Origin of the sequence: Sphaerisporangium krabiense (genome assembly GCF_014200435.1) — a bacterium.
GTDB classification, from domain to species: domain Bacteria; phylum Actinomycetota; class Actinomycetes; order Streptosporangiales; family Streptosporangiaceae; genus Sphaerisporangium; species Sphaerisporangium krabiense.
Genome location: NZ_JACHBR010000001.1, coordinates 4512748 through 4530818, shown reverse-complemented (window position 1 = coordinate 4530818; position 18071 = coordinate 4512748). Strand labels below are relative to the sequence as shown.

At 72.5% G+C, this 18071-nt stretch carries 16 protein-coding genes; 13 read left to right on the top strand and 3 right to left on the bottom strand.

Features of this window, described 5'->3' with window-relative positions; all coding sequences use genetic code 11:
* Positions 1-109 precede the first annotated feature (109 nt).
* The 10 genes from BJ981_RS20055 (at position 110) to BJ981_RS20010 (ending at position 9078) form a co-directional block, all read left to right on the top strand.
* A complete protein-coding gene (locus BJ981_RS20055; protein WP_184612840.1) occupies positions 110-1399 on the top strand; it encodes a glycosyltransferase family protein in 1290 nt (429 codons plus the stop codon).
* Positions 1400-1463: 64 nt separating this feature from the next.
* Positions 1464-1799: an MmcQ/YjbR family DNA-binding protein gene (locus BJ981_RS20050; RefSeq protein WP_184612839.1), complete on the top strand. Its 336-nt coding sequence runs from the start codon at positions 1464-1466 to the stop codon at positions 1797-1799.
* A gap of 70 nt (positions 1800-1869) precedes the next feature.
* Positions 1870-2619: a maleylpyruvate isomerase N-terminal domain-containing protein gene (locus tag BJ981_RS20045; protein ID WP_184612838.1), complete on the top strand. Its 750-nt coding sequence runs from the start codon at positions 1870-1872 to the stop codon at positions 2617-2619.
* A 406-nt stretch (positions 2620-3025) separates the two neighbouring features.
* Complete coding sequence (locus tag BJ981_RS20040; protein ID WP_184612837.1) at positions 3026-3676, top strand: restriction endonuclease; 651 nt, start codon at positions 3026-3028, stop codon at positions 3674-3676.
* A gap of 92 nt (positions 3677-3768) precedes the next feature.
* Positions 3769-4743: an Lrp/AsnC family transcriptional regulator gene (locus tag BJ981_RS20035; protein ID WP_184612836.1), complete on the top strand. Its 975-nt coding sequence runs from the start codon at positions 3769-3771 to the stop codon at positions 4741-4743.
* A 117-nt stretch (positions 4744-4860) separates the two neighbouring features.
* On the top strand, positions 4861-5979 hold the full coding sequence (locus tag BJ981_RS20030) for an FAD-dependent oxidoreductase (protein WP_184612835.1): 1119 nt from the start codon (positions 4861-4863) through the stop codon (positions 5977-5979).
* Between the two features lie 247 nt (positions 5980-6226).
* Positions 6227-6658, top strand: coding sequence for a hypothetical protein (locus BJ981_RS20025; RefSeq protein ID WP_184612834.1), 432 nt, complete (start codon positions 6227-6229; stop codon positions 6656-6658).
* Entirely contained in the window at positions 6648-7862 is a 1215-nt protein-coding gene (locus BJ981_RS20020; RefSeq protein ID WP_184612833.1) for a hypothetical protein, read from the top strand. Before BJ981_RS20025 ends, BJ981_RS20020 begins: the two co-directional genes overlap by 11 nt.
* A gap of 46 nt (positions 7863-7908) precedes the next feature.
* Complete coding sequence (locus BJ981_RS20015) at positions 7909-8799, top strand: hypothetical protein (protein WP_184612832.1); 891 nt, start codon at positions 7909-7911, stop codon at positions 8797-8799.
* A gap of 81 nt (positions 8800-8880) precedes the next feature.
* On the top strand, positions 8881-9078 hold the full coding sequence (locus tag BJ981_RS20010) for a hypothetical protein (protein WP_184612831.1): 198 nt from the start codon (positions 8881-8883) through the stop codon (positions 9076-9078).
* A 58-nt stretch (positions 9079-9136) separates the two neighbouring features.
* On the opposite strand, the gene BJ981_RS20005 is transcribed toward BJ981_RS20010, so the two are convergent.
* Positions 9137-9913, bottom strand: a complete 777-nt coding sequence (locus BJ981_RS20005) for a maleylpyruvate isomerase family mycothiol-dependent enzyme (protein ID WP_184612830.1) — start codon at positions 9911-9913, stop codon at positions 9137-9139.
* Positions 9914-10470: 557 nt separating this feature from the next.
* Here BJ981_RS20005 and BJ981_RS20000 point away from each other — a divergent pair.
* Both BJ981_RS20000 and BJ981_RS19995 read left to right on the top strand, forming a co-directional pair.
* Entirely contained in the window at positions 10471-12678 is a 2208-nt protein-coding gene (locus tag BJ981_RS20000) for a glycosyl hydrolase family 18 protein (RefSeq protein WP_275422334.1), read from the top strand.
* A 145-nt stretch (positions 12679-12823) separates the two neighbouring features.
* Positions 12824-15190, top strand: coding sequence for a Tex family protein (locus BJ981_RS19995; RefSeq protein ID WP_184612828.1), 2367 nt, complete (start codon positions 12824-12826; stop codon positions 15188-15190).
* A 45-nt stretch (positions 15191-15235) separates the two neighbouring features.
* Here BJ981_RS19995 and BJ981_RS19990 read toward each other — a convergent pair whose 3' ends face one another.
* Positions 15236-16213 (bottom strand): phosphotriesterase family protein, encoded by a 978-nt coding sequence (locus BJ981_RS19990; RefSeq protein WP_184612827.1) that lies wholly within the window; start codon positions 16211-16213, stop codon positions 15236-15238.
* Between the two features lie 182 nt (positions 16214-16395).
* On the opposite strand from BJ981_RS19990, the gene BJ981_RS19985 reads away from it, so the two are divergent.
* Positions 16396-17382 (top strand): malate dehydrogenase, encoded by a 987-nt coding sequence (locus tag BJ981_RS19985; protein ID WP_184612826.1) that lies wholly within the window; start codon positions 16396-16398, stop codon positions 17380-17382.
* Positions 17383-17390: 8 nt separating this feature from the next.
* Here BJ981_RS19985 and BJ981_RS19980 read toward each other — a convergent pair whose 3' ends face one another.
* Complete coding sequence (locus tag BJ981_RS19980) at positions 17391-18047, bottom strand: DUF998 domain-containing protein (RefSeq protein WP_184612825.1); 657 nt, start codon at positions 18045-18047, stop codon at positions 17391-17393.
* Positions 18048-18071 lie beyond the last annotated feature (24 nt).

Sequence of the window (18071 nt, the reverse complement as noted above, 5' to 3'; positions counted from 1 at the left end):
CCCCTCCCGGCCGTGGCGGTCGCCCGGCCCTCCCCGGGCGTGCCGGTCCTCCTCCGGTACGGCCCAACCCCCGCAAGCACATTCCGTCCCTCGTGACAGGAGAAACCGGATGCGTGTCCTTTTCGCTCCTCTGGCCGGCGCGGCGGGCGTCGGAGCCGTGACGCGGTGCCTGGCCGTGGCCGAGCAGGCCGTCATGCGCGGCCACCGGGTCGCGTTCCTCGCGCCCGCCGGATACCCCATGCTCGGCGACCACCCCCTCGGCGCCACGTACGCGGTGCCGCGCCCCCGGCGTCCCGCCACCGTCCGCGACGGCAACTACGCCACCTTCGCCGAGGCCCTGTGGGTGCGCGGGATGGCGGAACCCGGCTACCTGGACGCGGCGGTGACCGCCGAGCGTGCCGCGATCGAGGCGTTCCGGCCGGACGTGATCTTCACCGAGTGGCAGGCCACGCTGGCCGTCTCCGCCCGCCTGACCGGCGTGCCGCTGGTCGCGACGATCGCGACGCCGGACGTCACCCGCCTGGTGGGCGGAGGCGAGGAGGACACGGCGTTCCGCCACGTCCAGGACGCCTACGCCGCGCTGTGCCGCGCGCACGGCCTGGAGGCCCCCGACTGCGTCGAACGCCTCCTGCACGGCGGCGGCACGCTGAACGTCGCGCCCACCGTGCCCGCCCTGGAGCCGCTGCCCGCCACGCTGCCGGGCACGCTGTACGCCGGCCCGCTGCTGTTCGCCCCGCTCGAACTGGCCGGCGCCCCCGCGCCGCCCGCGGACGGCGTCCGCCGCGTCGTGGTCTACCTCAGCGCCGGGACGGTGACGATCGAGGACCTGCTCCCCGAGCTCGCGGACGCCTTCCCGCCGCCCGCCCACGACGTGCTGGTCGCGGCCCGCGAGGACCGGGTGGGCGGCCACGTGCTGCCGCACACCTTCGGCAACGTGACGGTGACGCGGACGCCCGGCATCACGCGAGCCCTGGCCGGAGCGGACCTGCTGGTCACCCGGGGCGGGCAGAACAGCCTGATGGCGGCGATGCTCGCCGGAGTGCCGGTCGTCGGCGTGCCCGGCGACCACGTCGAGCCCCGCTACAACCTCGCGGTCCTGGAGGCGCACGGCGCCGCCCGCGTCCTCGGCGGCGTGCCGACGTCCGCCGAGCTCAAGGAGGCCGCCGGCCATCTCGCCGCGACCGCCGCCGCGGAGCGGGCCCGCCGCCTCGGCGCCCTCCTGCGCGACACCCCCGGCCCGTACGGGGTCGTCCGGGCGATGGAGTCCCTCGCCTCCGGACGTCTCGGAGCCCCGGACCGGTGGCGCCCGCCGGCGCCCGCGCCGGTGGGGGCGGGCGGGCCGGCATCGGCGGACGGCCTCCAACCGGCGGGCGCTCCGTCCCACGCGGCGTGGATATGATCGGCCGGAACGGGGCGGCCGTCCGGGTCGTTCGCGGGAGCCGCCGGACCCGTGGGAGGGGCACATGGTCACCGTCGAGGAGATCCGTGCGGTGGCGTCGGCGCTGCCCCGGACGACCGAGCACCTGATTCGCGATCATGTGAAGTTCCGGATCGGGAAGATCGTGTACCTGTCCGTCTCACCGGACGAGACGCTGATGGGCTTCGGGTTCCCCAAGGAGGAACGGGCGGGGCTGGTCGCGGGGAATCCGGAGAAGTTCGTCATGCCGCTTCCCTCCGACGAGCGCTACAACTGGGTCCGCGTCCGCCTGGCCGCCCTCGACCGCGCCGAGATGCGCGAGCTGGTGGTGGAGTCGTGGCGCATGTGCGTGCCGAAGAAGATCTCGGCCCTGGTCCCGTGACGCCCTCGCGGTCATCGGCGCGGGAAAAACCAGGTTCGGGCGGTCCGGTGGGTGCGCTTCGATGAGAGGTATGGATTCCTCTCGTCTGCTCGGTCGTCTTCAGGAAGACTTCGACCTGCTCCGCGATGCCGTCGCCGCCGCCGACCCCGCCGCGCGGGTGCCGTCCTGCCCCGACTGGTCCGCCGCCGACCTCGCCCGGCACGTCGCCCACGTGTACCTCCACAAGGCCGAGATCATCAGGCTCGGCGCCTTCCCCGAGTCCCTGCCGGACGAGCACCCGGACCCCCTGACCGCGCTCGACACGGCGTACGCGGTCCTGACCGGGCGATTCTCCGCGCACGAGCCCGGGGACGCCGCGCCCTCGTGGTACGAGCCCGACCAGACCGTCGGGTTCTGGATCCGCCGCATGGCCCAGGAGACCGTGATCCACCGCGTCGACGCGGAGCTCGCGGCCGGGCGGCCGGTGTCCGGCATTCCCGGTGACATCGCCCTCGACGGCATCGACGAGGTCCTGAAGCTGTTCGTCGGCTACGGAAGCACCCGCTGGAAGGACGACTTCGGCACGCTGCTCGACGCGCCCGACCAGCGTCCCCTCTCGGTCTCCACCAGCCACCACGCGTGGACGGTGCGGGCGCTGCCCGGCGGCGTCGCGGTCGAGGACGCCCGGACGGGCTTCGACGGGGACGCGCTCGTCAGCGGGGACGCCGTCCCGCTCCTGCTGTGGCTGTGGAACCGCGACGGCGGCGAGGCCGTACGCCGCACCGGCGACCAGGCCCTTCTGGACCAGTTCCACGCGCTCCGCACCGCCGCCACGCAGTGATCCGAGCGCCGGCCGGGCGGCCACGCGCCGGCGGCGGGGCGTGGCGCCGAAACCTTTTTCCCCCGCTCCGCCCCTGCGTCACGGCCGTTTCGTCAGGTACGCGGGGAGCATCCGGTCACGACGGCCCGCGGAACGTGGGATGATCTAGGAGCTCGGCGGCAGCGCACCCGCACGCCGGGTCTTCGCCGCGCGACTCCCTGGCCGAGCAGCGGCTCGTGATCCTCATCGACGGTCGCCCGAGTGAGCGGGACGGCGCCGCACGGCTCCGACGTCATGGGTCTCCGCGAGCGATGCCCCACCCACGGCAGAGACGCCTCTTCCGCATTTTGTCGGTGGCGGGGTTCACACTCTTCGGTGTGGCCACCTCGGTCCCGAGGTGCCCCCTGGGTCTTCGAGGAGGTTCGCGATGGCTCGACGACGACCGGCCCGGCGCGCTGGGAGGCGCAGCGGCGACGGCATCATGTGGGCGCTCGTGGGGCTGGTCGTCGCGGTCCCGCTGATCAACGCGACCGTCGGGTTCGTGCGCGCGTCCGGGCCGTGGCTGCTCGTGGCCACCCTCACGGCGGGCGTCGCGGTCGCCGCCGTGGCGCTGCTCCTCGCCCGCCGGTCGCACCGGCAGCGCGACCACTACCTGCGCGCGAACGCCCGCCTGGAGACCATCGACCAGATGAGCGGCGAGCAGTTCGAGCATCTGGTGGCGGCGCTGCTCCGGCGGGACGGCTTCCGCAAGGTCCGCGTCACGGGCGGCGCGGGCGACGGCGGGGTGGACGTCCTCGCCGTCGCGCCGGACGGCCGCCTGTTCGCCGTCCAGTGCAAGCGCTGGTCGAACAACGTGGGCTCTCCCCACGTGCGCAACCTGCTCGGCGCCCTGGCCCACGCCTACGCCGGCCACACCGGCCTGCTGGTGACCTCCAGCGGCTTCACCTCGGCCGCCTTACGCGAGGGCCGGGCCGCCGAGCTTCCCATGATCGCCCGAGCCCAGCTCGCCGAATGGGCCCTGGGCTGCCCGCTCCCCGACCTGCTCGCGCCTTCGCCTCCGCACCGCCTGTCCGCCTGACCCCACGCCGCCGGCCTGCCGCCGCGGCGCCCGTCGCAAGACCCTGGCCGGGGAGGGCGGAAGGAGCGATGCGCCACCAATAGGCTCGCCGGGTGGAATCCGTCGCGCTCGATCCGCTGGACGTCGCTCTCGCCCACGCGTTGCAGCTCGACGGCCGAGCACCGTTCAGCAGGATCGGCGAGGCGCTCGGCGTCTCGGAGAACACGGTCGCCCGCCGCTACCGGCGGCTGCGTTCGGCAGGGGCTCTCCGCGTCGTCGGCGTGGTGGACGGGCTGCGCCTCGGCTACGCCTCCTGGGCGATCCGGCTGCGATGCGCTCCGGACGCCGGCCTCGCCCTCGCGACGGCTCTGGCGCGTCGTTCCGACACCTCCTGGGTGAGCCTGCTGTCCGGGGGCACCGAGATCGTCTGCGGCACGCTGGCGCGCACGGCGGCGGAACGCGACGCGTTCCTGCTGGAGAAGCTGCCGCGGACCCGGCAGGTGACCTCGGTCAGCGCGCACCGGATGCTGCACATGTTCACCGGCGGGCCGACGGGATGGGCAGGGCTGCGGGCGCTGTCCGACGAGCAGATCGAGCGCCTGCGGCCATCGCCCGTCCCGCCTCAGGACGGCGGAGCGCCGATCGTGGTGGAGGACGAGGACCACGCCCTGGTGGAGGCCCTGGCCAGGGACGCGCGCCTTTCGCACGCCGAGCTGGCCGGCGTCACGGGCCGGTCGGAGTCGACGGTACGGCGGCGGCTCGCGCGGCTGCGGGAGAGCGGGGCGCTCTACTTCGACGTCGACATCGCGCCGGGACTGCTCGGATACCAGGCCGAGGCCTACCTGTGGATGTCGGTGAAGCCCTCCAGGCTCGCCGCCGCGGGCGAGGCCCTCGCCGCTCATCCGGAGGTCACCGTGGCGGCGGCCACGACCGGCGCGGCCAACCTCTACGCCGGGGTCGCGTGCCGGGACTCACGTGACCTGTACCGGTACCTGACCGAGCGGATCGGGGCGTTGAAGGCCGTCCGCCATGTGGAGACCCTGCCGTTGATCCGGACGGTGAAGCGCGCCGGAGCCGTCCTGCGGTGACGGAAACCGCCGCCGGGAACGTCGTCCGCGGCGGAAACCGCGCACGACTCCCGGTCCGACTCGGTGCGAGCGGTGTCCCGCACCGAGGGTTGGTCGTGACAGAAGGGAGCCACGACCATGCACGTACTCGTCATCGGCGCCGGCCTCGGCGGGCTGTGCCTGGCCCAGCGGCTACGCCAGGACGGCATCGGCGTCTCGGTCCACGAGCGGGACGCGACGCCGATCTTCCGCCGCCAGGGCTACCGCCTGCACATCAACGCGGACGGTCAGCGCGCGCTGCGCGACGCCCTGCCGTCCCGGCTGTGGCGATCGTTCCTGGACACCTCCGGACGGCCCGGCCCTCGCTCGGTGTTCCTCGACGAGCGGCTCGGCCATCGATGGACCGTCGAATCCGCCGAGGAGACGGCGCCGCTGGCGGTCGACCGGCTGACGCTGCGCCGCATTCTCCTGACCGGCCTGGAGGACGTGGTCGCCTTCGGCCGGCGCTGCACCGGATACGCCATCGAACCCGGCGGCAGGATCACCGCCCGTTTCGCCGACGGGACCAGCGCGGCCGGTGACGTGCTGGTGGGCGCCGACGGCGTCAACTCCGTCATACGACGCCGGTTGCTGCCGCACGCCCAGGTGGTCGACACCGGCCTGCGCCAGCTGTACGGCACCGTCCCGCTCGACGACCGGACCCGCGAACTGTTCACCGCCGACATGTTCAACGTGTTCACCGCGGTCATCGGCCCGAACGGGTCCTTCGTCGGCGTGGCGCCGGTGGAGACCCCGCATCTGTCGTACATGACCTGCGGCTTCGGCGCCCGCCCCGAGCATCTGCCCTGCACCGACGCCGATCTGCTCCGGATGTCCGGCGTGGACCTGCGCGCCATGGTGCTGGACCTCGTCGACGGCTGGCATCCGCGGATCCGGCGGATCGTGGAGCACTGGGACACGGCCGGCCTCTTCCCCGCCGTCCTTCGCACGAGCGTGCCCGTCGACCCGTGGTCCACCGGCACCGTGACCCTGCTCGGGGACGCCGTCCACGCGATGAGCCCGGCCGGCGGGGTCGGCGCCAACACCGCCCTGCGCGACGCCGCCACGCTGGCGAAGGCCCTGCGCGACGGCGGCCCGATCGTGCCGGCGCTCCGCGCGTACGAAACCGCGATGATCGACTACGGTTTCGCCGCCGTACGCCGCTCCGCCGCCAACGGCCACCGTTTCCTCGGGCAGGACCCCCTGCCGGTCTCTTAGCCGAATCGGTGGCGTTCGCTCATGGTGGAGGGTTATGGAATCTTGGTATGGGAACGTTTGGGAAAGAATGAAACGTTTCACGACGGTGACGCGGAAGGCGGTATTGCCGGCGCGGCGCACGATCACCGGCTGTTTACATGAACGTTTATAAATCCCTGGAAATGCGTCACTCGGCGGAGGCATACTAGCGGGGCAACCAGCCGATCAGTCGTTAGTGGGGAACGCGTCGCATCGAAGGAGTATCGCGATGGACCCCACTATGGCCGCCCTTGCGGGCGTCGCGAGCACCGCCCTCGTCCAGGCGGTGACCCGGGACACCTGGGAGACCGCGAAGGCCCGTCTGGCCAAGATCTTCAACCGTCATCGCGGCGAGGACGATCCGGACCTGGCCGGGCAGCTCGACGTCACCGAGCGACATCTGCGTGCGGCCGCCGGCTCGCCGGGGTCGGCAGCCGAGGAGCGGCGGCGGTGGGCGGCGATGCTCGGCGCGTTCCTGAGCGGGCACGGCGAGGCGGCGCCCGAGTTGCGGGAGTTCGTCGACGAGGCGCGCAAGGCCACCGCCCGCGACACCTTCACGGTGGTCCAGCAGATCAACGCCGGACGCGACTCCTACACCTCGGCCCGCGACCTGCACGTCACCCCGCGCCCCGCCGTCCCCCGCGATCCCGATGAAGCCTAGACCGGGGCCGCCGCGCCGCCCCGTCCCGTGGGCGGCGCGGCACGGGCACATGGCCGGGCAGCGGGTGCTGGCCCGCGGGGACGCGTTCACGGCGGCGCGCGACCTGTCGGTGAACGTGACGCTCGGCGGGACACCGGTGACGCCCGACGGGACGGCCGCGGCCCGGCGGACCGAGGCCGCGCGCGAGGGGACCCACCGTCGTGAGAGGCCGCTGTTCGTCCAGTACCTCAACCCGGAGATCCTCGCCTGCTACGGCAGGGACGCGGCCGGGCGGGACGCGGAGGCGGCCATGCGGCAGGCGCTGGACGCGACGCGGCTCGCCGTCCTGCTGACCGATTCCTATCTGCTGTTCCCGTCGTCCTCCATGTTCGAGCTGCCGTGGTTCGGCGTTTTCCTCGGGAATTTGACGCCGCTCGTCCACGAGGGCTTGGTGCGCCATACCTCGACCACTCCGGAGTTGTCGGCGTACCGCGAAAGAAAGGCGCGCGAGTACCGCGGCGACCGCGGGAATGCGTACGCCCGCGCGGGCCCGCTCCGCGTCGCCCCCGACCTCGCCTGGTATCCCCGTTTCGGCGATCCGACCGCCACGGGAATCGCCGAAATGTGGAAAAGGGCGGTGACCCCGGACGGTGACCTCTCCGGGCTCGTCCGCACGCTCGCGCGCGCCTGGGGGCGTCCGTACGATCAGGTGGCGGCCGTCATGGCGGCGTCGCCGGACCGGCTGGACGGGCAGGCGTTCGTCAGGCGGTTCGTCGAGCGCACGCTGCCCGCGCCCGTCCCGGACCAGGCTCGCGGCCGTCTCGCGCAGTTCGTGTCGGCCGCGTACCTGCGCTGCTACGTGCGCGACCTGGACGCCTCGCTCCTCACCGACCTGCCCCTGGCCCCGCTGTCGTGCGGCCTGGACGAGACCGAGGACGGCCTGCGGGGACGGGTGCTCTCCTACCGCCGCCTCGACCTCGCGCTGCGCTGGCTGCGCGTCGACGAGTTCGTCCATGACGGGGCGACGTGGCGGGAGCTGGTGCTGCTGAGGTCCCGTCCCGAGTTCGGGGTCATCACCTCCACGCTGTACGGGAGCGGCTCGGCGGACGCGGTCAGGTGCGCGGTGGTGCGCGCGGGCGCCGGGCTCGATCCCGCGCTGACCTGCGGGCAGGCCGTGTCGAACGTGGCGGCGGTGGCCGAGCGTCTGGCCCGCGCGCCCGGCTGACCGTCATCGCCGGAGAGCACGCCCACCACGGAACAGGAGGAGACAGGTGATCCTCGACGCGGAAGGCAGCACCGCGGAGCTCATCGAGGCGGGCACCCGAGGGTCCCGTCTGTACGTCGTGCACAACGGCGCGCTGGAACGGCTGCTGTTCGACCGCAACCTGATCGGCGCCGACTTCCGCCGCGCCTGCCTGGAGTCGAGCCGGCTCTTCCTCGGCCATCTCGGCGACGAGTACCAGCCGGGCCGCACGGCCGAGCTGGCGATCCTGAGCAAGGGCCTCGTCTACCAGCTCGGCGAGGCGGCCGTCCGGCAGAGCGGCGAGAACCTGCCGCTGAACCTCGTCGCGACCTCCCGGGTGGCCGTCTCGCCGGACACCGCGCGGGTCGAGGTGTCCTACGCCCAGTTCGAGGCGCCCGCCGACACGCTGCTGGTGGGGGACACCGTCGCCTCCGGCGCGACGATCATCGCCGCCCTGGGCCGGTACCTGGAGTCGCACCGGCTGGAGCGGGTGTACGTCCTGTCGTACGCGGGGGCGTTGCGCGGGGCACGGCGGATCACCGCCTTCTGCGCCCGGCGGGGGATCCGGGCGACGTTCCTCTACGGCCTCGCGGCGTTCGGGCTCGGCCTCAACGGGTTCGACCTCTCCTTCCTGCACCCGGACACGCTCACCCGGCGCGCGTACGCCGACCGGGCGGCCCGGCAGTTCTCGGGCAAGGCGGTGTCGGCGGTGGGCTGGGATTTCGGCGCGCAGGCCACGGCGCCGCGCAAGTACCGGCACCTGTGCTGGGTGGAGGCGGAGGTGTGGGGCCTGCACGGCAGCGACTGCCTGGCGGTGGCCGAGAGGCCGGAGGACTGGGCGGAGCTGTCCCGCGAGCGCGCGGCGTACGCGGACGCGCTCGGCCCCGACTGGAAGCGCCGTCTGCATGGATCCGGCTGAATTGAGGAGATGCGAGGGTGATCGGGGCGATTGCGGGGTGATGTCCGGCTGGCGACAATGGTCGTGGGTGAGGAGGCCGCGATGCACGACGAGGACGCGCCGGTGGAGCAGTTCAGCCCCGAAGAGTACGCGTTCCTGAGGTACGTCAGGTTCGGAACGCTGCCCGAGCGCGTCCGGCCGGGCGAGATGGTGGAAGTGGTCGCGACCGACCGCCCGCAGGAGGTGCCGGACCAGGCGCTGGACGCCGCCCACTGGGGCGAGACCGGCCGCTACCTCTGAACGGCGCGCCCTCCGGGTCGCCGCGCCCGTGACGGCACCGCGCGCCCGGAAGCCGGGGCTAGAGCGGTGTGGCCGCCAGCCACCGCGTCAGCAGGCCTTCGTCGCCGAGGACCTCGACGCGGCCGGACGCCGGATCCGACCGGCCGTAGACGAGCAGCAGCAGGTCGCTCGCCGTGCCGCGCGCCGCGACGTCGCCCTTGCCGTGGCCGTGCTCCCAGGTGAACCCGCCCGGCGTCAGCCTGACCAGCCACTCGCCCGCGCCGTCGAGGTCGGTGGCGTGGAAGTGCAGCGTGCGGCTCTCCTCGCCCAGCGCGGCGAGGCGCTCGGCGACCGCGGGGACCATGCCCAGGTTGCCGAGGAACTCGTCGACGCCGTCCGCGGCGAGCCGGGCGTCGAACCGCGGGGCGAGGCCGGCGGCGATCTCGGCGTCGGCCCGGTGGACGGCCGCCTCGTGCGCCATGCGCCGCGCCCAGAACCCGGCGGTCCCGCCAGGCCCCCAGGACCACACCGGCGCGCCGGGGCCGGCCGCGCGCAGCGTCGCGGCGAGCGCGCGCCCGCCGTCCTCCAGCCAGCCGGGGTAGTCCCCGGGGTCGCCGGGGAGCTCGACGGGGACCTGGCGCGTGCCGACCGGCACCTGGACGCGCTCGCCCACGATGTGCGCGGCCCAGCGCTGGACGATGCCGAGGTGCTTGAGCAGCTTGGTGACGCTCCACCCGGGGCAGGTGGGCACCGGGGCCTCGGGGCCCGCCTCCCGCGCGGCGGCGGCCATCCGGCTCGTCTCGGCCTCCGCGGCCGCGATGAACCGCTCGTAGGTCAGGCTTTCCGCCACGTTCATACCTCCGAGCGTAACCGCACCGCACCGCGTCGCGGGGCGGCCCGCCGGAGAGGGCCCACCCGTGGCGGCCGTGTGACGATCATCTCGTTTGAGCCCGTGCCGCTATGGAATGACGCGGCGCCCGCTCTCGTCCCCGGTCCGTCCCGTCGCCGGGAATTGGCCAGGTGAGAAGACGCGCGCGGCCCGGGGCGCCCGCGTCCCCCGGAAGGCCGGGAGCGGGCCCGGCGGGAGAGCACCCGACTCGGGTGTGCCAGAGACATTGACGGCGCAAGCGCCTGCGGGTAGGTTTCCAGCTAATTAAAAGGAAAGCTTCCTAAAAGTAAGGGCTCTAGCCCAAGGTAGGAAGGTCGCAGTATGCCGCGATCCCCACCACACCCATGCCTGGCTCCTCCTGTCGCCCGGCACACCCGGCGACCGGCCGACGTCACTGTCCCGGCTTCGGCGGCACGTCGGCTCCGTACATGCGTCCAGTTGTACCCCCCCTTCCCATCCGCCCGATGGACGTGGAGCACCATATGAAATACAGGTCCGCGAAACTCCTAATCGCAGCGGGAGCGATGCTTCTCCCGCTGGGTACGGCGGTGGCGCTCAGCCCCAGCGCATCCGCCACCTCCACCGCGTCGAGCAGCGTCGCCCTGGCCGCGGCCTGGGCCCCGAACACGGCGTACACCGCAGGCACGATCGTCACCTACAACGGCGTCGACTACAAGTGCGTGCAGGCCCACACCTCGCTCCCCGGCTGGGAGCCGCCGAACGTCCCCGCCCTGTGGGCGCTCGCGGGCGGCAGCGGCACCGACACCACGGCGCCCAGCGTCCCCGGCAACCTGCGCTCGACCGCCAAGACGGCCAACAGCGTCTCGCTGGCCTGGAACGCCTCGACCGACAACGTCGGCGTCACCGGCTACCTGGTGTACCGCGGCAGCACGCTGGTCACCACGGTCACCGGCACCACCTACACCGACACCGGCCTGACGGCGAACACCGCCTACAGCTACACGGTGAAGGCCCGCGACGCCGCCAACAACCAGTCGGCCGCGAGCAACGCCGTCAGCGTGACCACCGACAACACCGGTGGCGACGACAAGACCCCGCCGAGCGCGCCCGGCAACCTGCGCTCGACCGCGAAGTCCGCCAACAGCGTCTCGCTGGCCTGGAACGCCTCCACCGACAACGTGGGCGTCACCGGCTACAACGTCTACCGCGGCGGCACGCTGGTCACCACGGTCGCCACCACCACGTTCACCGACAGCGGCCTGACCGCGAGCACGGCCTACAGCTACACGGTGAAGGCCCGCGACGCCGCCAACAACCTGTCGGACGCGAGCAACACGCTCAGCGTGACCACCGACGCCGATGGCGGCGGCGACAAGACCCCGCCGAGCGCGCCCGGCAACCTGCGCTCCACCGGCACGACGACCTCCAGCGTGATCCTGGCCTGGAACGCCTCCACCGACAACGTGGGCGTCACCGGCTACAACGTCTACCGCGGCGGCACGCTGGTCACCACGGTCACCGGCACCACCTACACCGACACCGGCCTCAGCGCGGACACGACCTACACCTACACGGTGAAGGCCAAGGACGCGGCGAACAACCTGTCGGACGCGAGCAACCAGATCAGCGCCACCACCCAGAAGGGCGGCGGCGGCGGTAACAAGCTGATGGGCTACTTCGTGGACTGGGGCGTCTACGGACGCGGCTACCACGTCAAGAACATCGACACCAGCGGTTCCGCCGCGAAGCTCGGCTACATCAACTTCGCGTTCGGCAACGTGACCAACGGCCAGTGCACCATCGGTGACAGCTACGCCGACTACGACCGGTTCTACCAGGCCGGCGAGAGCGTGGACGGCCAGGCCGACACCTGGGACAACGGCGCCCTGCGCGGCAGCTTCAACCAGCTCCGCAAGCTCAAGGCCAAGTACCCCGGCCTGAAGGTCATCTACTCCTTCGGTGGCTGGACCTGGTCCGGCGGCTTCCCGCAGGCGGCGCAGAACCCGACCGCCTTCGCGAACTCCTGCTACAACCTGGTCGAGGACCCGCGCTGGGCCGATGTCTTCGACGGCATCGACATCGACTGGGAGTACCCGAACGCCTGTGGCCTGACCTGTGACACCAGCGGCCCCAACGCGCTGAAGGGCCTCACCCAGGCTCTGCGCGCCAAGTTCGGCCAGAGCTACATCATCACCGCGGCCATCACCGCCGACGCCTCCGCCGGTGGCAAGATCGAGAAGACCGACTACGCGGGCGCCGCGCAGTCCCTCGACTGGTACAACGTGATGACGTACGACTTCTTCGGCGCATGGGCCGACAAGGGCCCGACCGCTCCGCACTCGCCGCTGACGTCCTACCAGGGCATCCCGCAGGAGGGCTTCAACACCGAGGAGGCCATCGCCAAGCTCAAGGCGCAGGGCGTCCCCGGCAACAAGCTCCTGCTCGGCATCGGCTTCTACGGTCGTGGCTGGACCGGCGTGACCCAGGCGACGCCTGGCGGCACGGCGACCGGCGCGGCCCCCGGCACCTACGAGGCGGGCATCGAGGACTACAAGGTCCTCAAGACCCGCTGCCCGTCCAACGGCACCATCGCGGGTACGGCCTACGCGTTCTGCAACGGCCAGTGGTGGAGCTACGACACTCCGGCGACGATCACCAGCAAGATGCAGTGGGCCAAGAGCCAGGGGCTCGGCGGCGCCTTCTTCTGGGAGCTGACCGGAGACACCACCAACGGTGAGCTGATCGCCGCGATGAAGAGCGGCCTGGGCTAGCCCCAGGCACGAAGGGGAGCCGCGCGCGGGGCGCGGCTCCCCTTTCGCGTTCCCGGGGCCCTGACCGCGTCCCGCGGGGCGCGACAATCGAGGGGCGGGGGTGCACAATCGTCCCCGTACCTCGAACCGAAGGCGGACCAACACCGTGACGATCTCCATTCACCAGCGGATCGCCGAGGAGCTCGGCGTGCGCGAGCGGCAGGTGCAGGCCGCCGTCGAGCTGCTCGACGGCGGGGCGACCGTGCCGTTCATCGCCCGCTACCGCAAGGAAGCGACCGAGATGCTCGACGACGCGCAGTTGCGCACGCTCGAAGACCGGTTGCGCTACCTGCGCGAGCTGGAGGAGCGGCGCGCGGCGATCCTGGAGTCGATCCGTTCCCAGGGCAAGTTGGACGACGCGCTCGAAGCGCAGATCATGGCGGCCGACTCCAAGGCCCGGCTGGAGGACATCTACCTCCCGTACAAGCCCAAGCGGCGCACCAAGGCGCAGATCGCCCGCGAGGCGGGGCTGGAGCCGCTGGCCGACCTGCTGCTGTCCGACCCCTCACACGACCCGCACGAGTCCGCCGCGCCGTACGCCGACGCCGAGAAGGGCGTGCCGGACGCCGCCGCCGCGCTCGAGGGGGCGCGCGCCATCCTGATCGAGCGGTTCGCCGAGGACGCCGACCTGATCGGCTCGCTGCGCGAGCAGATGTGGACGCGGGGCCGGCTGGTCTCCCGGGTCAGGGACGACAAGCAGGAGGCCGGGGCCAAGTTCTCCGACTACTTCGACTTCGCCGAGCCGTTCACCAAGCTGCCCTCCCACCGCGTGCTGGCGATGTTCCGCGGGGAGAAGGAAGAGGTCCTCACCCTGGTGCTGGAGCCCGAGGAGGCTCCGGCCGAGGACGGCCCGAACGGGTACGAGGTCCGCATCGCCCGGCACTTCGGCGTCGCCGACCGGGGCAGGCCCGCGGACCGGTGGCTGCTGGACACGGTGCGCTGGGCCTGGCGCACCCGTGTGCTGGTCCACCTCGGCATCGACCTGCGCATGCGGCTGTGGCAGGCAGCCGAGGACGAGGCGGTGCGCGTGTTCGCCGCCAACCTGCGCGACCTGCTGCTCGCCGCCCCCGCGGGCACCCGCCCGACCATGGGGCTCGACCCGGGCCTGCGCACCGGCGTGAAGGTCGCCGTCGTGGACGCCACCGGCAAGGTCGTGGCCACCGAGACGATCTACCCGCACGAGCCGCGCCGCCGCTGGGACGAGTCGATCGAGGTCCTGGCCAGGCTCGCCGGCGCGCACGGCGTCGAGCTGATCGCCATCGGCAACGGCACCGCCTCGCGCGAGACCGACAAGCTCGCGGGCGACCTGATCAAGCGCCATCCCGGCCTCGGCCTCACCAAGGTCGTGGTGTCGGAGGCGGGCGCGTCGGTCTACTCCGCCTCCGCGTACGCCTCGCAGGAGCTGCCCGGCCTGGACGTGTCGCTGCGCGGCGCGGTGTCGATCGCCCGCCGCCTCCAGGACCCGCTGGCCGAGCTGGTCAAGATCGACCCCAAGTCCATCGGCGTGGGCCAGTACCAGCACGACGTGGCCGAGACCAAGCTGTCGCGGTCGCTGGACGCGGTCGTGGAGGACTGCGTGAACGGGGTCGGGGTGGACGTCAACACCGCGTCGGCGCCGCTGCTGACCCGCGTGTCCGGCATCGGCTCCGGGCTCGCAGAGAACATCGTGCAGCACCGCGACGCCAACGGCCCGTTCCGCTCGCGCCGCGCGCTCAAGGACGTCCCCCGGCTCGGCCCGAAGGCGTTCGAGCAGTGCGCGGGCTTCCTGCGCATCCCCGGCGGGGACGACCCGCTGGACGCCTCCAGCGTCCACCCGGAGGCGTACCCGGTGGTGCGGCGCATCCTGGACGCGGCGCGCACCGACATCAAGACGCTCATCGGCAACACCGCGGCGCTGCGCACGCTGGAGCCGGCGCGGTTCGCCGACGACACCTTCGGCCTGCCCACGGTCACCGACATCCTCAAGGAGCTGGAGAAGCCGGGCCGCGACCCGCGCCCGGCCTTCCGGGCGGCGACGTTCAAGGAGGGCGTCGAGACGCTGGCGGACCTGTCCCCCGGCATGCTGCTGGAGGGCGTGGTCACCAACGTGGCGGCGTTCGGCGCGTTCGTGGACGTCGGCGTGCACCAGGACGGCCTCGTGCACGTGTCGGCCATGTCCAGGAACTTCGTGAAGGACCCGCGCGAGGTGGTGAAGCCCGGCGACATCGTCCGCGTCAAGGTCCTCGACGTCGACATCCCCCGCAAGCGCATCTCGCTGACGCTGCGGCTGGAAGACGAGACCGAGACCCGCGGCCGGTCCGGGCAGTCCGGGCAGGACGGCGGCCGGGACCGCAACCGGGGCGGCGGCGGCAAGCCCGACCGGCGCGGCGGGGGCGGCGGGGGCGGCCGGCCCCGCCAGGACCGCGGCGCCACGGGCGGCGGCGCGCTGGCCGAGGCGTTGCGCAAGGCCGGGCTGGACAAGGGACTCAAGTAACGCCTGTGAGGGGCGTGCCGTCCGCGGCGGCGGACGGCACGCCCGTCAGGAGAAGTGCCTGCGGGGGTTCTCGACGAGCATCTGGTGGATCTGCGCGTCGGTGACGCCCTTCTCGCGCAGGGCGGGCAGGATGTCGTCGTGGATGTGGCCGTAGTGCCACTGCGGGGCGACCTGCGGCAGCGCCTCGTCCCAGTGCTCCCCCACGGTGTCCATGAAGCAGGCGTAGTCGTGGCTGAGCACCATGCGGTCGGCGTAGCCGCGCTCGCACAGGCGCACGACCGTGTCCACCCGGGAGCCGGTGGGGTTGTAGAACTCCAGCCCGAAGCGGTCCATGCCGAGCGTCGCCCCGGAGTCGGCGAGCCGCATGAGGTGGTCCAGGTCGTTGCTGTCGCCGGAGTGGCCGAGCACGACCTTGGTAAGGTCCACGCCTTCCTCGGTGAACACGTCGAGCACGGCGAGGCCGGTCTGGGTGTGGGGGTCGGTGTGCACGGTGATCGGCACGCCGGTCCTGACGTGGGTGAGCGCCACGGCCCGCAGGATGCGCTCCACGCCCGGCATCAGGCCGTGACCGTCGATCGCGCACTTGAGGAACGCCGCCTTCACGCCGGTTCCGGCGATGCCGTCGGTGATGTCCTTGGCGAAGTCCTCCACCATCGGTTCGGGGATGTCGAGCAGCGTGCCCGGCCCCTGGTTGGCGTACGCGAACGGCACGTCCGCGAAGCTGTACAGCCCGGTGGCCACGATGATGTTGAGCTCGGGCACCTCGGCGGCCACCCGCTGGACGCGCGGAATGTACCGGCCGATGCCCCACACCGTCGGATCGACGATGGTGGACACCCCCCTGGCCACGAGCTTCCGCAGCTTGGCGATGGCGTCGGCGACCCGGAACTCCTCGTCCCACCACGCCCCTTCGCCGTAGTCCTGCACGTGCTGAGGGTCGAGCACGAACACGTGCTCGTGCATGAGCGTCTCGCCCAGCCGCTCGACCTCCACCGGCCCGCGCACGGTCTCCACCACGGCCATGGAACCTCCTGAACTCGCCATCGAAGGAACGGAGGGGAGCTCACCGTAGATCGCCGGGGGGTGACCGTCAACGGATTGCGCCCGCGCCGGGCCGACCGCGCCACCTGCCTGCGGGATGTGCTGGGCGAACGGATAGCCTTCGGCTGTTCGGAAAACGTCAACCGTCCACGTAGGGAAACGTCATGACGCAGGCTCCCGTCAAGGTCACCGTCACCGGCGCCGCCGGTCAGATCGGCTACGCGCTGCTCTTCCGCATCGCCTCGGGTCAGTTGCTCGGCCCGGACGTGCCCGTGCGGCTCAGCCTGCTGGAGATCCCGCAGGCCGTGAAGGCCGCCGAGGGCACCGCCATGGAACTGGACGACTGCGCGTTCCCGCTGCTCGCCGGCATCGACATCAGCGACGACCCCAACGTCGCCTTCGACGGCGCCAACGTGGGCCTGCTGGTCGGCGCGCGGCCGCGCACGGCGGGCATGGAGCGCGGCGACCTCCTGCAGGCCAACGGCGGCATCTTCGGCCCGCAGGGCAAGGCCATCAACGACCACGCGGCCGACGACGTACGGGTGCTCGTGGTGGGAAACCCCGCCAACACCAACGCGCTCATCGCCCGCTCGAACGCCCCCGACGTCCCGGCCGAGCGCTTCACCGCGATGACCCGCCTGGACCACAACCGGGCGCTGTCGCAGCTCGCCGCCAAGCTGAACGTCCCGGTGACCGCCATCAGCAAGATGACGATCTGGGGCAACCACTCGGCCACGCAGTACCCCGACCTCTACAACGCCGAGGTCAACGGCAAGATCGCCGCCGAGCAGGTCGACGAGGCGTGGCTGCGCGACACCTTCATCCCGACCGTGGCCAAGCGCGGCGCGGCGATCATCGAGGCCCGCGGCGCGTCCTCGGCGGCCTCGGCGGCGAACGCGGCCATCGACCACGTCTACGACTGGGTGAACGGCACCCCCGAGGGCGACTGGACCTCGGTGGCGCTGACCTCCGACGGCTCCTACGGCGTGCCCGAGGGCCTGATCTCGTCCTTCCCGGCGGTGTCCAGGAACGGGCGCTGGGAGATCGTGCCGGGCGTGCCGGTGAACGCGTTCTCGCGCGAGCGCATCGACGCCTCGGTGCGCGAGCTCGGCGAGGAGCGCGACGCGGTCGCCGAACTCGGCCTCATCTAGGGTGCCCGTCACACCCTCTGCGGGACGGCGTTCACCGGCCGGTCCTGGACGACCGCCCGCGCGGCGGCCGGACGGCGACCGCGGCCGGTGACGGCCGTCAGCCCGACGAGGGCGAGGATCACCACCTCCGTCACCACGACCATGCGCTGGGTGAGCCCGGCGGGCACGGCGCCGGGGTCGAGCCCGACCATGCGCATGGCGTAGGGGACCAGCACGAGGACCAGGAAGACGCCCGCCGCGAAGCTCAGCGCGCGCAGGGCGCGGGCGTGCCGGCCGCCGCGCGCCGCCACGACCAGGCCCGCCGCGGGCATGCAGACGAAGGCGGCGAACGCGGCGTAGCGGTGGATCCCTCCGGACATCGACAGCGACATCCCCGGCGCGTCCGTCGGGAACGCCCCGATCAGCAGCATGCAGACGCTCCAGCCGCCGAGCAGCAGCGCGGCCGGCCGTCCCATGTTCCGCCTGGCCATGTCCACGGCGAACAGCGCCGACCCGACGGCGAGCAGCGTCAGCGAGACCGGCAGCAGCCAGCCGTTCGGGTGGTAGGCGTACTCGCTGATCATGCCCCGGAGCGGATCGAGGTCGGAGACGACGTGCAGCGCCGCCATCGCGGCCGCGCCGCAGAAGAGGGCCGCGAACCCCCCGGCGGTGAGACGACTGTTCATGCCGTCGACTCTCCCGCCCCGTGA

Coding starts and splice junctions, on each gene's coding strand:
- BJ981_RS20055 (WP_184612840.1), top strand. CDS start 110: ATGCGTGTCCTTTTCGCTCCTCTGGCCGGCGCGGCGGGCGTCGGAGCC.
- BJ981_RS20050 (WP_184612839.1), top strand. CDS start 1,464: ATGGTCACCGTCGAGGAGATCCGTGCGGTGGCGTCGGCGCTGCCCCGG.
- BJ981_RS20045 (WP_184612838.1), top strand. CDS start 1,870: ATGGATTCCTCTCGTCTGCTCGGTCGTCTTCAGGAAGACTTCGACCTG.
- BJ981_RS20040 (WP_184612837.1), top strand. CDS start 3,026: ATGGCTCGACGACGACCGGCCCGGCGCGCTGGGAGGCGCAGCGGCGAC.
- BJ981_RS20030 (WP_184612835.1), top strand. CDS start 4,861: ATGCACGTACTCGTCATCGGCGCCGGCCTCGGCGGGCTGTGCCTGGCC.
- BJ981_RS20025 (WP_184612834.1), top strand. CDS start 6,227: ATGGACCCCACTATGGCCGCCCTTGCGGGCGTCGCGAGCACCGCCCTC.
- BJ981_RS20020 (WP_184612833.1), top strand. CDS start 6,648: ATGAAGCCTAGACCGGGGCCGCCGCGCCGCCCCGTCCCGTGGGCGGCG.
- BJ981_RS20010 (WP_184612831.1), top strand. CDS start 8,881: ATGCACGACGAGGACGCGCCGGTGGAGCAGTTCAGCCCCGAAGAGTAC.
- BJ981_RS20005 (WP_184612830.1), bottom strand. CDS start 9,913: ATGAACGTGGCGGAAAGCCTGACCTACGAGCGGTTCATCGCGGCCGCG.
- BJ981_RS20000 (WP_275422334.1), top strand. CDS start 10,471: ATGCTTCTCCCGCTGGGTACGGCGGTGGCGCTCAGCCCCAGCGCATCC.
- BJ981_RS19990 (WP_184612827.1), bottom strand. CDS start 16,213: ATGGCCGTGGTGGAGACCGTGCGCGGGCCGGTGGAGGTCGAGCGGCTG.
- BJ981_RS19985 (WP_184612826.1), top strand. CDS start 16,396: ATGACGCAGGCTCCCGTCAAGGTCACCGTCACCGGCGCCGCCGGTCAG.
- BJ981_RS19980 (WP_184612825.1), bottom strand. CDS start 18,047: ATGAACAGTCGTCTCACCGCCGGGGGGTTCGCGGCCCTCTTCTGCGGC.